A 15,806-nucleotide genomic window follows, 5' to 3' on the forward strand; every position below is an offset into this window, starting at 1 on the left:
AGCGGCTACCCCTGAGTCAGGCCGGAAAAACCAAGAAAAGCTAGTGACATTAAGCTGGCCGTGATCATCGCGATGGCTGCGCCTTTAAAAGGAGAAGGCACATCGGCGCTAGCCAAACGTTCACGCATGGCTGCGAATAGCACCAGGATCAGCGAGAACCCCAGTGCTGCGCCTAGCCCATAAAGCGCCGTGTGAAAAAAGCTTAGCTCGCGGTTGAGAGATAGTAGCGCTACTCCAAGAACGGCACAGTTGGTGGTGATCAGCGGCAGAAAAATGCCCAACACCTGATGCAGCAGTGGACTTAACTGGCGCACCATTATTTCAGTGAACTGTACGACGGCGGCAATAACCACAATAAAGCTGATAGTGCGTAGATAGGTAATATCAAAAGGCACCAGCAAGCCGTGATACACCACGTAGCTGGCAGCGGAGGCAAGGGTCAGGACAAAGGTGGTGGCCAGCGACATACCCATGGCCGATTCCAGTTTGTTGGACACACCCATAAAAGGGCAAAGCCCTAAAAACTGTACCAGTACAAAATTGTTGACCAATGCTGTACTAACCAAAATCAAGAAGAGTTCATTCATGGCGGCGTATTGTGCTCACAAACTGGCTCATTGGCTAGTGTCGTTGCATAAAGACGTACTTGGTGCCGTCCCGCTTTTTTTGCTTGGTAGAGTGCCTGGTCGGCGGTGCTCATTAGCACTGAAGGCGTCAACTGAGTATTAATCTCTAGCGCACTAATGCCGATGCTAAAGGTAACATGGGGAGCCACTGGTGAAATCTCATGCGGATAGGAGAGCGAATCAATAGTGCTGTTAATTAGCAGTGCTAGCTGGTGAGCTTTGTTCGCTGGCATTTCCGCGAGCACAGAGAACTCCTCTCCACCAGTGCGTGCAATGAGCACGCCATGTTGCTTGGCAAATTCATCCAGCTGCTGGCCAATGGTAGTCAGGCAGTGGTCGCCTTTCGGATGACCATAATGATCGTTAAATAATTTAAAATGATCGATATCTAACATCATCACCGCAATGGGTGTGTGATGTGTTGTGGCTCGTTCCACAGCGTTCTGTAGTTCTTGATCGAAAAGGCGACGATTAGGCAACCCCGTTAAGGTGTCGTGGGTGGATAGGATGCTTAGCTTTTCATTGAGTTGACGCTGGTGATTGAACTGCTGTTCAAAAGCTCTGGCCAGAAGGCCAATCTCATCGCCGCGACGGAGCAGTTGATGCTGTGGCGAGAGTTGTTTTCCCAGCTGCTCGGTAAAGAGAGTGAGCGCGCGAAGGGGGGATAAAATCATTCTTTGTAATAGCACCAGTACAGCGACGATGATTAGTAACATCATGACGCCTGTCCACTCCAGCACGTAACGTAAAGAACGTAGGCCTGCTAAATACCGAACGCGCTGTAGGTGGCTGCTGATTGCAATAGCGGTACCGGGCTGGTAGGACTGAAGCAGGCGCTCTGCAAGTACGGTATTACCCATAACAGTTGAAGTGGTGAGCGATGCGGGAAGCGCTGTCATAGAGTGAACGGTAAGCGACAATTGCATGCCAGTCAGTTCACTGAGCATTTCCAGCCAAGCGTCATCCATCGGCCGTACTTTGAACAGCCATCCAGCTGCTGGGCCGCTTGCATCGGTACGAAGAATAGGACTGGCAGCGACTAATGAAGGTGATGGGTGGGTATAAAGCAGGCTTAGATCTTGATCCTGGGTGCTAGCGTTTTGAATGAAGCGCTGCATTGACTCTACGAAGGGTGTCATCCAGTTGCACTCGAGCGTTGGCGCTACACAAGTTTGTAGTTGCCCTGTCGTAGGATTTAAGCCACTGAGATAATGCACCTCACCATCGGCGTTAAAAAATGCCATTAGTTGATAGCGCAGTTCTTCAAACATCTGCTGGCTGAAGTTAACCTCGCCGTAGCGGGGATAGTTGCCCTGAGTAAATTCGTACGTATCGTCCCAAGTCGCCCAGTCTCGAGTCTGCGCTAAAAGCTGTTGTTGATTAACCTCGATGCTACGTTCAAGCCGGTCCATCTCATTGACAACGACAACTTCCTCCTCCCGTTGAAGAGCTGGGAACAAGATAAAGCGGGTAACAAGGCAAAGCGCTATAACTGCAACCAGAAACACTACAGTAAGGGCAATTAAAAAGCGAAAACGCAGGGAGTTGGTGAAGCGATTAGCCATGGGGCATCTCAGGTAAAAGTCTGGTGAATATTATTATTTTTGTTATGAATAAGAAAAGGGCAGACGCGAAAAGCTTCTGCCCTTTTGGTTACTGCCGCTATCCGATTTTACATTACGCGTTGCCCAGGCTCTGCACCTGCATCAGGAGAGAGTAGGTAAATACCTTCATTATTTGCCGAAGCTAGCACCATGCCTTCTGACAAGCCAAAACGCATTTTACGCGGCGCCAAGTTGGCTACCATCACCGTTAAGCGGCCTTCTAATGCTTCCGGTGAGTAGGCTGAGCGAATTCCCGAGAATACGTTGCGGGTTTCTCCGCCCAGATCAAGGGTTAGCTGAAGCAATTTATCTGCGCCTTCGACGTATTGCGCTTTGGCAATACGGGCAATGCGCAGATCTACTTTGGCGAAGTCATCAAAACCAATTTCTGGTGCGATAGGGTCTTCTGCCAATGGGCCTTTGGGGGTGTTTTTTAGTTTCTGCTCTTCCACTAAATCCTCCTTGGATGCGTCGATCATGGCGTCAATCTTATCGCGCTCCACGCGTGTCATCAGCGGTTTAAACTTATTGATTGGGTGGTTGACGAGTATGTCGCCGCGGCTTTCCCAAGCTAGAGAATCTAGTTTAAGGAATTCCTTGGCTTGTTCGGCCATAACCGGCACTACCGGAGCAAGGTATACCATTAGTTGACGGAACAGGTTGATGCCCACCGAGCAGATCTCTAACACTTCTGTATCGCGGCCATCCTGTTTTGCCAGTGCCCAGGGCTCTTTTTCAGCAATATAGGTATTGGCTTCATCCGCCAACTCCATAATTTTGCGCATTGCTCGGCTAAACTCACGCGCCTCATAAGCAGTCGCAATATCTTCACCGGCTGCGATAAAGCGGGCTACCATCTGGGGCTCGGCACAGTGTTCTGACAGGGTGCCATTGCCGAGTTTTTTTACGAAACCTGCACAGCGACTGGCAATGTTAACCACTTTGCCTACAAGGTCAGAGTTCACTCGTGCAGCGAAATCTTCAAGATTGAGATCTAGATCATCTACCTTAGAGGTTAGCTTCGCTGCAAAGTAGTAGCGCAAATACTCTGGGTTTAGGTGCTCTGCGTATGTGGCGGCTTTAATAAAGGTGCCACGTGATTTTGACATCTTGGCGCCATCAACGGTAAGAAAGCCATGGCAGTTAACCGCAGTCGGGGTGCGCAGCTCGGCGCCGTGGAGCATGGCAGGCCAGAACAGTGCATGGAAGTAGACAATATCTTTACCGATAAAGTGGTAAATTTCAGCATTTGATCCTTTTTGCCAAAAGCTATCAAAATCAATGCCTTCACGATCACAAAGATTTTTAAAACTTGCTAGGTAACCAATCGGCGCATCAAGCCAGACATAGAAGTACTTGCCGGGAGCGTCTGGAATTTCAAAGCCAAAATAGGGGGCGTCCCGGGAAATATCCCACTCGTTAAACCCTGATTCGAACCACTCCATAAGCTTATTGCGGATTTGCGGCTGTACGTGACCGTCGTTAATCCACTGCTGAAGAAACTCTGCAAAGTCAGGCAGCTTGAAGAAGTAGTGGGTCGAACTGCGCATCTCAGGGGTTGCACCTGAGATAGCTGAAACTGGATTGATCAAATCCGCAGGGGTATACGTAGCGCCACACTTTTCGCAGTTGTCACCATACTGATCGTCTGCGCCGCATTTAGGGCAGGTGCCTTTAATAAAACGGTCCGCGAGAAACAGCCCTTTTTGAGGGTCAAACATCTGTTCGACATCACGGGTAGCGATATGGCCTTTATCGCGCAGGCGCTTGTAGATCAACTCGCTAAAATAGCGGTTTTCATCGGAATGCGTGGAGTGGTAGTTATCAAACCCAACACCAAAGCGGGCAAAGTCTTCTTGATGATCTTGGGAAACACGTTCGATCAGTGCCTCTGGCGTGATGCCTTCCTGCTCAGCACGCAGCATGATGGCGGTGCCATGAGCATCATCGGCACATACGTAGTAGCACTGCTGACCACGACTTTTTTGAAAACGCACCCAAATGTCTGTCTGGATGTACTCAAGCAGGTGACCAAGGTGAATAGCGCCATTCGCGTAGGGGAGAGCGCTCGTCACCAAAATGTTGCGCGGGGCAGTGTTGGACATGGTGAATGATACTTCCATTTGGGTAATAACAAATAAATACGGCGAAGGGTAAATGCGCTTCGCCGGTAACGTAAATTGGTGCGTTAAGGCTATCTTATCTAAAGACCATTTTAATTAAAGACAAGTCCTGCTTGCAGACGGCCTAAAGCGTACTAGTAAAGCGCTTGCTCCTCTTGTACGACTTCGCGCAGCACGTCTAGAAACAGTTTGTCAGCATCTGAGTGTTCTGCGGGGTCTTCAGGAATGTGCACGCTTGTGGTGTCGGATATTTCGTTGGCGATGCGTGCCATTGCCGCAGGGCTGTTGCCTTCGGTCAGTTGCTGGCGGGCGATAGACAGAGACTGTTCAAGAATTTTGGGGTCTTGTAGCAGCTTGCGTATAAAACCGCGTAGCTCATTAATAATACGTGTTTTTTGAATTTCTGTTGCGGACATTAGGACTCTCCTTAAGACCGCGCTTGGTGAAACTGCCAAGCGGAGCAATTATTGTTTTGACCATAGCACTTTTTTGGCTGCCGGGCATGTTCTGCGCGGCAGGAGGTCGTTGGCTATTCAGTTGCTGTTAAAGGGTTAATCGCCCTGCTTTATGCTTGACCGGGTTGGCATACTGCTCAAGCCAATAAGGCCTGAGGTTTTCGGGCACCTTGGCTAGACGTTCGTTGAAGCGCTCTCTATCTTGCCGAGTGATGGCTTTGCGCGCTACCAACTCAGGGGCTTCGCCCAGTGCCTCAAGAGCTAAGTAGTGACTGGGGAATAAGCGGTAGCCGCCAATCACCTGCCGATCTATTTCTGCAGCAACTTCCCCAGGAGTAGCCATGTCGGAACTCACTGGGCTGCCAAACTTAAGTTGCACGCGCCCTTTTGAGCCGGTAATGCCCGAGACAATTGAGCGTATATCTTCATACTCACTTTTTGAGTAGCTGCCGAGAGTCGCGATATCGTGCAGCTCTTGGGCTTTTTGCAGATCGCAGGGGTCGTACTCATAGCTGATAGAGACGGGTACCAGCTTCAGTTCTGCAATGGCTTCACCAAAGACTATATCGCGCTCTGCATTGCGCTTTGCCATGATCAGCATCTTGATGATGGCTGGGTCGGTATGGTCAATACCGTTTTTGGCGCGTCCTTCCCGCTGGGCCATCCATATAGAGTGATGGTCAGCGGTGATAGAGTGACGAATGTAAGCTGACAACTGCTGGTAAGCTGCCAGCATGGCGCGTTTGCCACGTGCGCTGCGCGGCACAATAAAGCTTTTATTAAGCCGCATAAGATCGGTAACGTAGGGCTTTTTCAGCAGGTTGTCGCCAATCGCGATGCGCACCGTATCTCGGCCTGCTTGGTACAGAGCGTAATTAACGAATGCAGGGTCCAGCGATATATCGCGGTGATTACCAATAAATAAGTAAGCACTGTGGTCATCAAGCTTATCGAGCCCAGCAACATCAAAAGCATCCGTGGTGGTGCGAATCATCCGCTCCATGTAGCTGGCAATGCGCATTTGAAAATCACGCACGGTAGTAACGCCTTTTACCTCACGGCGCACGGCGTAACCCGCTAGACCGCGTGCGATAGGTGGTGCCCATTTGGCTAGACGCGGTAGGCGAAATTGCGTCAGCGCATCTAGTAGTTCGCCATCATGGGAAAGACGCGCAAGAACGTCTTTTACCTCGTGATCCATATAGGGCCGAATGTCGGCCCAGGGGTCATTAGCGGGGTCAGCGTTGGGTGCGTTATTGTGTAGAGTCATGCGATCCGTTGGGTGTTAAGCAGAAATAAGTCGATGTTCAGCAGCAGCGTAGGTACCGGTTAGGCTTCTTGCTGCGCAGCAGGTTCCCGCTGTGCTTCACCGCCGAGCCACTCTAACAAGCGGGTAACGTCGTCAGATAGCGCCTGAGCCATTAAAATAAAGTCGGTTTCCAGGCGTGCCAGGGCGTCATCACCATCGTCGGCGTGGTCAGCCTCTTCAATGAGAGCGTCGCCAAAACGCAGTGACTTAAGGGCTAAATCATCGTGGAGTACAAAGCTTAATCGGCCTTCTAAGCTGATGGCGAGTTTACTTGCTTGGCGGCCGCTTTCGAGCAGTTGCTGAATTTCATCACTATCTAAGTCCACTTGGCGCGCTTTCAAAACACCATCGTCGCCTTTGGCTTTTAGTTCGACCTGATCCCCCAGCTGTAAGTCGCTCGGGCGGCTGGCAGGGTCGCCAAGCCATGTGGTCATGGCGCGTATGGGAAGCATTTGTGATGAGATTGGTGTGGCTTTTAAACTGCCAAGGGTTTCACGTAGCAAGTCGAGAATATCTTCAGCACGAGTACGAGAACTTGCATTCACGCCAATCAAATGGCGGCGAGTGTCCCACCATAGGTCAATTTTCTGGCTGCGTACAAATGCACGCGGAAGCAGAGCTTCAGTTACCTGCTCTTTAAGCGCAGTTTTCTCTTTACGCGATACTTTACGACCTTCGCTGGCTTCAATGTCAGCGACTTTTTCATCGACCTCTTCCTTGACTACTGAGGCGGGCAGTAAGCGCTCCTGGCGCAGTGCTGAAATCAGCCGATGTCCCTGGATTTCGTGCAGCAATTGCCCACTGCCTAAACGGCCTGCAGGCGCGGTCCAACCAAGGCGCCGGGCATCGGCATTTCCAAGGGGCTTGGCTGCATGGGTATCTAGTGCGCTTGCTAACGCTGAACTGTCCAGCTCAGGGGCGCCATGAAGGCGATATAAATGCAGGTGCTTAAACCACATGTCACCAATCCTATTCAAAAGGTGGCACATTATGGCGAAAGCAAACCCTTCCTGCCAGCATCTCTGGGAATGTCGTAGCATTGCAGTCGTTTTAAACTTGTGTTTGATTGAGGGGTGGTTTTATTGGCGCAAGTGTTAGTCGTTCGGCCATCGTGGTCGCTTAACGTATTATTGATTAGGAGTAGCTATGTCTGTCTCAGTTGCACAGTCTGTCTCGGTGGCACAGGTGAGTATGCGAGTGCGTGGCTATCACTTAGATGGCTACGGCCATGTTAACAATGCACGCTATCTGGAGTTTATGGAGGAGGGGCGTTGGGCCTTTTTTGATGAACATCCACGCCTGATTAAACAGCTGTATCAGGCAGGGCAGGCATTCGTAGTCGTCAACTTAAATATTGATTACCGTGCGGCGGCTGTGGAAGGAGACGACCTGCGCGTATTAACTGGCATTATTGGGGTGAGTGAGCGCAGTGCGGTTTGCCATCATTGCATTATCCGTAAGGATGGTACTCTCGTCGCCCAGGCAGACCTCACCTTTGTGCTGCTAGATATGCAGTTAAATAAGGCAGCCCCCATCGAGGGAGAAGTGAGGGAGGCGCTTGTATCTCTTGTAGTTAACAAACAGGCATTTTCTGCTCAATAATCTAAGGCGGCACCCCTGACTGCCCTTGGTGCTTATGCAGTGGTATGATGTCCAAGTATCTGCGCGCCGCTCTGTTGTAAGATTAAGGGCGGTATTTTTAAGCGCTTTCAACTCTCGCAGTGCCAATGCAGTGCAAAGGATCTGACTTTCATGGGTGACATCGCCAGAGAAATCTTGCCCGTCAATATTGAAGACGAGCTCAAACAGTCGTACCTCGACTATGCGATGAGTGTCATTATCGGTCGCGCACTCCCTGATGTGCGTGACGGTCTTAAACCGGTTCACCGGCGCGTGCTGTTTGCCATGCATGAACTGGGTAATGACTGGAATAAACCGTACAAGAAGTCGGCGCGTGTCGTCGGCGATGTCATCGGTAAATACCACCCGCACGGTGACAGTGCGGTTTATGACACTATCGTCCGTATGGCCCAGCACTTCTCAATGCGCCATGTACTGGTTGATGGCCAAGGTAACTTTGGTTCCATCGATGGCGATAGTGCAGCCGCAATGCGTTACACAGAGGTGCGCATGGCGCGCCTTGCTCACGAGCTTTTGGCGGATCTTGAAAAAGATACTGTCGACTGGGTAGACAATTACGACGGCACTGAACGTATTCCTGAGGTCATGCCGACGAAAGTCCCCAACCTGTTGATTAACGGGTCATCGGGTATTGCGGTGGGCATGGCCACCAATATTCCACCGCACAACATGCGGGAGGTAATTGATGGGTGTCTGGCGTTAATCGACGATTATACGCTCACCGTTGATGACCTCATGCAGTACATTCCCGGGCCTGATTTCCCCACCGGCGGCATTATTAATGGTCGTGCAGGTATTTTAGATGCTTACCGCACCGGGCGTGGGCGTATTTATGTGCGCGCCTGCCACACCATTGAACATGATGATAAGAGTGGTCGGGATCACATCATTATCTCTGAGCTGCCTTATCAAGTGAATAAAGCGCGGCTGATTGAAAAAATCGCTGAGCTGGTCAAAGAGAAGAAGATTGAAGGCATCGCTGAGCTGCGTGATGAGTCTGATAAAGATGGCTTGCGTGTAGTGATCGAGGTCAAGCGCGGTGAGTCTGGCGAGGTGGTGGTTAATAACCTGTTTGCCCAAACACAGCTGCAAAATGTGTTTGGTATCAATATGGTTGCCTTGGAAAATGGCCAGCCGCGCACGCTCAATCTTAAAGAGATGCTCGAAGCCTTTATTCGCCACCGTCGTGAAGTGGTTACCCGCCGCACGTTGTTTGAGCTGAGGAAAGCTCGCGAGCGTGGTCATTTGTTAGAAGGCTTGGCAGTTGCCATCTCTAACATCGATGAAGTCATTGAGTTAATCAAGGCCTCTCCTAATGCGGCAGAAGCCCGTGAGAAGTTGTTAGCGAAAATCTGGCAGCCAGGGCAGGTCACGGCAATGCTAGAGCGTGCTGGCGCGACTTCTTGCAAGCCTGAAGATCTCGATGAAGGTTTTGGCCTTAACCCGTCAGCAACGGAGTACCGTTTATCGCCAGCTCAGGCTCAGGCGATTCTGGAGCTTCGCCTGCATCGTTTAACCGGTCTTGAGACCGAAAAACTGCTGGATGAGTACCTTACGATTCTAGAGAAAATTGCTGAATTCACGGCAATTTTGGCTTCTCCTGAGCGTTTGATGGAAGTGATTCGTGAAGAGCTGCACGCTGTGCGTGAACAGTTTGGTGATGACCGTCGGACTGAAATTCAAGCCAGCCACTTGGATCTTTCCATTGAAGATCTGATTACCGAAGAAGATATGGTGGTGACTGTATCCCGCTCTGGCTACGCGAAGACTCAGCCGTTGTCAGACTATCAGGCCCAGCGCCGTGGTGGCCGTGGCAAGTCAGCCACTGCCATGAAAGACGAAGATGTCATTGAGCACCTGTTAGTGGCATCTACCCACGATACCGTGTTGCTATTCTCGAATCGTGGCAAGGTTTACTGGCTGAAGGTTTATGAAATGCCCAATGCGAGCCGTGGTTCGCGTGGTAAGCCTCTGGTGAATATGTTGCCGCTTGAAGAGGGTGAGTCAGTCAACGCCATTCTACCTGTGCGCGATTATGACCCAGAGCACTACATCTTCTTCGCCACGGCAAACGGCACTGTTAAGCGGACTAGCCTTGAGCAGTTTTCACGTCCGCGTAGTGTTGGCTTGATCGCCATTGACCTCGAGGAGAACGATCGCTTAGTAGGGGCTGCCATTACCTCCGGCTCGGATCACGCTATGTTGCTCTCATCGAATGGCAAAGCGATCCGCTTTGAAGAGGGCAATGTACGGGCTATGGGGCGCACGGCACGTGGTGTTCGTGGTATGCGCTTGGCGGATAGCGCCGAAGTAATCAGCCTGATTATTCCTAAGAGCCAGCAGATTGACGCTGAAGCGGATACAGAGGCTGATGCCGATGTGCAGGCTGAAGTGCAAGAACAAACCCAGTCAGAAGGTCAGATCTATATCTTGACCGCCAGTGAGAATGGCTACGGCAAGCGTACTCGCTTGGAAGAGTTCCCGCTGCGTGGTCGTGGTGGTCAGGGTGTCATTGCCATGCAAACCAGCGAACGTAATGGTGCGTTGGTAGCTGCTATGCAGGTTTATGATAGCGATGAAATGATGCTGATTACTGACCGTGGCACCTTGGTGCGTACCCGCGTAGAAGAAGTGTCCACCACGTCACGGAACACCCAGGGTGTGATGCTGATTCGTTTAGGCAAAGAAGAAAAACTCGTAAAAACCGTTCGCGTTGATGAGCCAGTAGAAAGCGACTTTGAGGCGCTTGAAGAGGGCGAGTCAAGTGAAGTTGAAAATGGCGCACAGGAACCGGGTAGCGATGACACGTCATTATAACTTTTGTGCAGGGCCCGCGGCCCTGCCAGCTGCCGTGCTTGAGCGCGCGCGCAGTGAGCTGCTGGACTTTCACGGACGTGGTTTGTCCGTAATGGAGATGAGCCATCGTAGCGATGACTTCATTGCTATTGCTGAGCGCACTGAAGCCGACTTGCGGCAATTGCTGAGTATCCCCAGTAACTACAAGGTGTTGTTCCTCCAGGGTGGGGCCAGTATGCAATTCGCTATGCTGCCAATGAACCTGTTGGGTAAAGGGGGGAGTGCTAATTTTATCCAAACCGGTATTTGGGGTAAAAAAGCACTCGGTGAAGCTAAGCGGTTAGGCTATAGCTGCCATTTGGCGGGCTCCAGCGAAGCAAATGGTCACGTCGCGGTTCCTGAGCAGCATACGCTAGCGTTAAGCCGTGATGCGGCCTATCTGCACTATACGTCGAATGAGACCATTGGTGGTTTAGAGTTTAATTATACGCCGCAAGCTCAGTGTGCAGATGGCTCTGTGGTACCGCTGGTCTGCGATATGTCGTCGAATATTCTGTCTGGCCCGATTAATGTCGCTGATTTTGGCGTTATCTATGCCGGTGCTCAAAAGAATATCGGCCCTGCAGGTTTAACACTGGTTATCGTACGTGACGATTTGCTTGGTAATGCGTTGCCTGGCACACCCTCTCTGTTTGATTACCAGCTGCTTGCAGAAGCCGGTTCTATGGTGAACACGCCGCCTACCTATGCATGGTATTTGGCAGGGCTTGTCTTCCAATGGCTAAAGGATGACATGGGTGGCCTTGACGCAATGGACGTCCTTAATCAGCGCAAAGCAGATAAGCTTTACGCAGCGATTGATGCCAGCGGCTTTTACAGCAATCCCATTGCGCCTCCTAACCGCTCACGTATGAATGTGCCTTTTGTGCTAGCAGATGCTGCATTAGATAAAGTGTTCTTAAATGAAGCTGATGAGGCAGGTCTGCTGAACTTGCAAGGTCATCGCAGCGTTGGTGGTATGCGTGCCAGCTTATATAACGCCGTGACTGAAGAAGCGGTCGATGCGTTAATCGCCTTTATGGCGGATTTTGAACAACGAAGGGGCTAACCATCATGTCCGATACGCCGATTGTTTTGGACGAATTACGTCAACGTATCGACCAGCTAGATGGCGATATTCTGCGCTTGATTAGTGAGCGAGCGAGCTGTGCCCAGCAGGTCGCCCAGGTTAAGCTTGCCCACGACAAAGATGCGGTGTTTTACCGGCCCGAGCGCGAAGCGCAGGTGCTGCGCCGCATTATGGCGCTTAATTCAGGCCCGCTGGATGCAGAAGAAATGGCGCGGCTATTTCGTGAAATCATGTCGGCGTGTCTCGCCCTTGAGCAGCCTATTAAAGTTGCTTATCTCGGTCCTGAGGGCACTTTTACTCAGCAAGCGGCGCTTAAACACTTTGGCGAAAGTGCGATTAGCCTGCCGATGGCTGCCATTGATGAAGTGTTCCGTGAAGTTGAAGCTGGGGCCGTGAACTACGGTGTAGTCCCCGTTGAGAACTCGACGGAAGGTGTCGTTAACCATACCCTCGATACCTTCATGGATTCTTCAATCAAGATTTGTGGTGAAGTAGTACTGCGTATCCACCACCACTTGTTGATTAGCGAAACAACGCGCAAGGATAAAGTGTCGCGGATTTACTCTCACCCACAATCATTCGGTCAATGTCGTAAGTGGTTGGATGCGCATTATCCCCATGCCGAGCGGGTGCCGGTTTCGTCAAATGCGGAGGCCGCAAAGCTTATCAAAACGGAGTGGCACAGCGCCGCCATTGCCGGTGATATGGCCGCTAAGCTATATGGGCTTGAACGTATTGCCGACAAGATTGAAGACCGTCCAGATAACTCGACGCGTTTCTTGATCATAGGTAATCAAGATGTGCCTATGTCAGGTGAGGACAAAACCTCGATAGTGGTTGCTATGCGTAACCAGCCAGGGGCGTTGCACGATCTGTTAGAGCCTTTCCATCGCCATAAAATCGATTTAACACGTATTGAGACACGCCCTTCGCGTACAGGTGCCTGGAACTACGTGTTCTTTATCGACTTCAAAGGTCATCGTGACGAGCCTCAAGTGGCAGCGGTGCTGGAAGAGGTCAAACTGCGTGCCTCTGAGTTACGGGTGCTGGGCTCTTACCCCCAGGGCGTGCTGTGACAAAACGGGTATCAAGTGGTAGCCCGCAGGTGGTGTGTCATGAGCCGCGATTGCTTATTGTAGGGCTTGGCCTGATTGGTGGCTCCTTGGCTGCGGCGCTTCGTGTGTCGGGCTTTAAGGGGCAGATTACTGCCTGTGACCCAAACGCAAACGAAGTGGCCCTTGGCGTGGAAATGGGGTTGATCAACGCTGGTGGCACACAGCTTTCTCAGTTACTTGATGGTGTTTCCATGGTAGTACTGGCAGTGCCAGTGCTCGCCATGGAGAGAGTCATGCAGGAGTTGTCAGAAGGACTTTCTGCTGCGGCAACTAACGTCGTGATCACCGATGTTGGGAGTACTAAAGCGACCATTCGTGAGTGCGCGGAACGAGTATTTGGCTGTGTTCCGCCTAATATAGTACTTGGCCATCCTATCGCTGGCTCTGAAAAAAGTGGCGTGGCGGCGGCTACCCCGGCGCTTTACGCTAACCATAAAGTCATTCTTACCCCTGAGCCCAACGTTAATGCCGAGGCGTTGGCGCGAGTAAAGGTGTTATGGCAGGCCTGCGGTGCTGAGGTGCTGCAGATGAGCGTTGAGCGACATGATCAGGTGTTGGCGCGTACCAGTCATCTGCCTCATTTGCTGGCCTTTTCCCTGGTCGATACGCTTGCTCGGCAGGATGAGCGGTTAGATATTTTTCGCTACGCAGCCGGTGGTTTTCGCGATTTTACCCGTATTGCCGGTAGTGATCCGGTGATGTGGCGGGACATATTTATTGCCAACCGCGATGCTGTTTTGTCCTCTTTGGATGATTTTGAGGCGGGCTTGGCACGGCTGCGGCAGGCTGTTGAGAGTGGTGATAGCGATGCTCTTATTGCCACTTTTGATCGTGCCAGCCATGCGCGGCACTATTTTGATACGTTACTGAACAAAACTAGTTATCAGGCGGAGTATCACATGCAACCACAGGGTAAAGTTACCTATCGGGTGAGTCCCGGTGGCCAGGCGCAAGGTCGCTTGCGCGTTCCGGGCGATAAATCCATGTCTCACCGTTCCATTATGCTGGGTGCTTTGGCAGAGGGTGTGACCGAGGTAAAAGGGTTTCTTGAAGGTGAAGATAGCCTGGCAACACTGCAAGCATTCCGCGAGATGGGAGTCGCTATTGAAGGTCCTCATCAAGGGCGAGTGACAATCCATGGTGTGGGAATGCATGGGCTAAAAGCGCCAGCTGGTCCACTTTACGTGGGTAATTCCGGTACTGCTATGCGCTTGTTCGCGGGCTTGTTGGCAGGCCAAGCGTTTGATAGCGAGTTAACCGGCGATGAGTCTCTGACTAAGCGGCCTATGGGGCGTGTGGCTGACCCGCTGCGCTTGATGGGGGCTACCATCGAGACTGCAGAGGGAGGGCGCCCGCCACTAAGCATCAAGGGCGGCGCACCACTAAAGGGTATTTTTTACGATATGCCGATGGCTAGTGCCCAGGTGAAATCTTGCCTGCTCCTGGCGGGCTTATACGCTGAAGGTGAGACTCGAGTGCGTGAGCCGGCGCCTACTCGTGATCATACCGAGCGTATGTTAAACGGCTTTGGTTATGTAGTGTCCCGTGAAGGTGATACTTGCTGGTTGCAGGGGGGGGGGAAGCTCACGGCGGGTCCTATTGATGTGCCTTCGGATATCTCTTCCGCTACCTTCTTTTTGGTGGCAGCAGCTATTACCCCGGGGGCTGATATTACGTTAGAGCACGTAGGTATTAACCCCACCCGTATTGGCGTGATTAATATTCTTACGTTGATGGGCGCAGATTTAGTATTAGAGGATGAGCGCGAAGTTGGCGGCGAGCCGGTGGCGGATATTCGCATTCGCTATGTGCCTCTGAAAGGCATTGATATTCCGGTTGATCAGGTGCCGTTAGCTATTGACGAGTTTCCGGCACTGTTTGTCGCCGCCGCTAATGCCCAAGGCACCACTCGACTGCGCGGGGCTGAAGAGCTGCGTGTTAAAGAGTCGGATCGCATTCAGGCAATGGCGGATGGCCTGGCGGTTTTGGGAGTGGAGCATACGGTTGTCGAAGATGGTATCGACATAGTCGGTAACGGTAACGACCAAGTGGCCAGCTATGGTGGTGGTCGAATTGATAGTCTGGGGGATCACCGTATTGCCATGTCATTTGCCATCGCAGCGCTGAGGGCTAGTGACACGATTGTGATCGATGACTGTGCCAATGTAGCCACCTCATTCCCTGATTTTGTTGCGCTAGCTCAGCGTATCGGAATGAATGTTAGTGTGGAGAGTGCTAATGACGTTTGACGTGCCATTGCTGACCATTGATGGCCCTGGTGGGGCGGGGAAAGGGACTATTAGCAGCTTAATCGCAGAGCGTTTGGGTTGGCATCTGCTAGATAGTGGTGCGCTCTACCGGCTTACCGCTCACGCTGCAGTAAAGCATGGTGTTGCCTTAGACAATGAAGTAGCACTAGCGGAATTGGCTGCACAGCTGGATGTGGCTTTCCCTGTTGAGGAGGGGCAGCCACGCACGCTATTGGAAGGCGAAGATGTTTCCCAGGCTATCCGTACGGAACAGGCTGGCGAACGGGCTTCTCAGGTGGCGGCGCTACCCAAGGTGCGCGAAGCGCTATTTCAGCGCCAGAGAGATTTCTGCAGGCTGCCTGGCTTAGTAGCCGACGGACGGGATATGGGAACAGTAGTGTTCCCAGAGGCTCAGTTAAAGATTTTCCTGACAGCAAGTGCGGAAGAACGGGCCCATCGTCGGTATCAACAGTTGCAGGAAGCCGGGGTGGATGCTAGTCTTTCGAGTCTTTTGAAGGAGATTCAGGCGCGCGATGCACGCGATACGCAGCGCAGTGTGGCTCCACTCAAGCCGGCAGATGATGCCATAACGCTTGATACCACATGCCTGAGCATACCGGAAGTGGTTGATCGACTGACCGATCTACTTGCCCAGCGTGGCATGGCTAGCGGCATTTGATTCTCCCTTGCGGCGTTTTTGGAATGGTGTCACGACGTGGCAGGGCGATATTCCATATCAGTGAGCCCGGTCAGGTCTAA

The 15,806-nt window shown here is 51.7% G+C and carries 12 protein-coding genes; 6 read left to right on the forward strand and 6 right to left on the reverse strand.

Annotation, left to right across the window (positions count from 1 at the left end):
- Positions 1–5 precede the first annotated feature (5 nt).
- From rsxA to CPA45_RS01780, 6 genes are all read right to left on the reverse strand, one after another.
- Positions 6–587 carry an electron transport complex subunit RsxA gene (rsxA, locus tag CPA45_RS01755; RefSeq protein WP_096649756.1) on the reverse strand — a complete coding sequence of 194 codons (582 nt, stop codon included), beginning with the start codon at positions 585–587 and terminating at the stop codon, positions 6–8.
- Positions 584–2,191 (reverse strand): sensor domain-containing diguanylate cyclase, encoded by a 1,608-nt coding sequence (locus CPA45_RS01760; RefSeq protein WP_096649757.1) that lies wholly within the window; start codon positions 2,189–2,191, stop codon positions 584–586. Before CPA45_RS01760 ends, rsxA begins: the two co-directional genes overlap by 4 nt.
- 107 nt (positions 2,192–2,298) lie before the next feature.
- Complete coding sequence (gene metG, locus CPA45_RS01765; RefSeq protein ID WP_096649759.1) at positions 2,299–4,335, reverse strand: methionine--tRNA ligase; 2,037 nt, start codon at positions 4,333–4,335, stop codon at positions 2,299–2,301.
- Between the two features lie 152 nt (positions 4,336–4,487).
- Positions 4,488–4,769 (reverse strand): hypothetical protein, encoded by a 282-nt coding sequence (locus tag CPA45_RS01770; RefSeq protein ID WP_078087484.1) that lies wholly within the window; start codon positions 4,767–4,769, stop codon positions 4,488–4,490.
- Between the two features lie 127 nt (positions 4,770–4,896).
- Positions 4,897–6,078, reverse strand: a complete 1,182-nt coding sequence (locus tag CPA45_RS01775) for a 1-acyl-sn-glycerol-3-phosphate acyltransferase (RefSeq protein ID WP_096649761.1) — start codon at positions 6,076–6,078, stop codon at positions 4,897–4,899.
- 59 nt (positions 6,079–6,137) lie between these two features.
- Positions 6,138–7,076 carry a recombination-associated protein RdgC gene (locus tag CPA45_RS01780; protein ID WP_096649763.1) on the reverse strand — a complete coding sequence of 313 codons (939 nt, stop codon included), beginning with the start codon at positions 7,074–7,076 and terminating at the stop codon, positions 6,138–6,140.
- 187 nt (positions 7,077–7,263) lie between these two features.
- Here CPA45_RS01780 and CPA45_RS01785 point away from each other — a divergent pair, with 187 nt between their 5' ends.
- The 6 genes from CPA45_RS01785 (at position 7,264) to cmk (ending at position 15,726) form a co-directional block, all read left to right on the forward strand.
- Positions 7,264–7,719, forward strand: a complete 456-nt coding sequence (locus CPA45_RS01785) for an acyl-CoA thioesterase (RefSeq protein WP_096649765.1) — start codon at positions 7,264–7,266, stop codon at positions 7,717–7,719.
- Between the two features lie 150 nt (positions 7,720–7,869).
- Positions 7,870–10,575, forward strand: coding sequence for a DNA gyrase subunit A (gene gyrA, locus CPA45_RS01790; protein WP_096649767.1), 2,706 nt, complete (start codon positions 7,870–7,872; stop codon positions 10,573–10,575).
- Entirely contained in the window at positions 10,559–11,662 is a 1,104-nt protein-coding gene (gene serC / locus CPA45_RS01795) for a 3-phosphoserine/phosphohydroxythreonine transaminase (protein ID WP_096649769.1), read from the forward strand. The genes gyrA and serC overlap by 17 nt, the downstream gene beginning before the upstream one ends.
- Before the next feature lie 5 nt (positions 11,663–11,667).
- A complete protein-coding gene (gene pheA, locus CPA45_RS01800; RefSeq protein WP_096649771.1) occupies positions 11,668–12,759 on the forward strand; it encodes a prephenate dehydratase in 1,092 nt (363 codons plus the stop codon).
- Positions 12,756–15,047: a bifunctional prephenate dehydrogenase/3-phosphoshikimate 1-carboxyvinyltransferase gene (locus CPA45_RS01805; RefSeq protein WP_422821995.1), complete on the forward strand. Its 2,292-nt coding sequence runs from the start codon at positions 12,756–12,758 to the stop codon at positions 15,045–15,047. Before pheA ends, CPA45_RS01805 begins: the two co-directional genes overlap by 4 nt.
- Entirely contained in the window at positions 15,037–15,726 is a 690-nt protein-coding gene (cmk, locus tag CPA45_RS01810) for a (d)CMP kinase (protein WP_096649773.1), read from the forward strand. Before CPA45_RS01805 ends, cmk begins: the two co-directional genes overlap by 11 nt.
- Positions 15,727–15,806 lie beyond the last annotated feature (80 nt).

This window comes from Vreelandella nigrificans, from assembly GCF_002374315.1.
Lineage (GTDB): Bacteria > Pseudomonadota > Gammaproteobacteria > Pseudomonadales > Halomonadaceae > Vreelandella > Vreelandella nigrificans.

Bases quoted from the DNA above. Each gene is read 5' to 3' on its own strand.
- rsxA (WP_096649756.1), bottom strand. From the start codon at position 587: ATGAATGAACTCTTCTTGATTTTGGTTAGTACAGCATTGGTCAACAAT.
- CPA45_RS01760 (WP_096649757.1), bottom strand. From the start codon at position 2,191: ATGGCTAATCGCTTCACCAACTCCCTGCGTTTTCGCTTTTTAATTGCC.
- metG (WP_096649759.1), bottom strand. From the start codon at position 4,335: ATGTCCAACACTGCCCCGCGCAACATTTTGGTGACGAGCGCTCTCCCC.
- CPA45_RS01770 (WP_078087484.1), bottom strand. From the start codon at position 4,769: ATGTCCGCAACAGAAATTCAAAAAACACGTATTATTAATGAGCTACGC.
- CPA45_RS01775 (WP_096649761.1), bottom strand. From the start codon at position 6,078: ATGACTCTACACAATAACGCACCCAACGCTGACCCCGCTAATGACCCC.
- CPA45_RS01780 (WP_096649763.1), bottom strand. From the start codon at position 7,076: ATGTGGTTTAAGCACCTGCATTTATATCGCCTTCATGGCGCCCCTGAG.
- CPA45_RS01785 (WP_096649765.1), top strand. From the start codon at position 7,264: ATGTCTGTCTCAGTTGCACAGTCTGTCTCGGTGGCACAGGTGAGTATG.
- gyrA (WP_096649767.1), top strand. From the start codon at position 7,870: ATGGGTGACATCGCCAGAGAAATCTTGCCCGTCAATATTGAAGACGAG.
- serC (WP_096649769.1), top strand. From the start codon at position 10,559: ATGACACGTCATTATAACTTTTGTGCAGGGCCCGCGGCCCTGCCAGCT.
- pheA (WP_096649771.1), top strand. From the start codon at position 11,668: ATGTCCGATACGCCGATTGTTTTGGACGAATTACGTCAACGTATCGAC.
- cmk (WP_096649773.1), top strand. From the start codon at position 15,037: ATGACGTTTGACGTGCCATTGCTGACCATTGATGGCCCTGGTGGGGCG.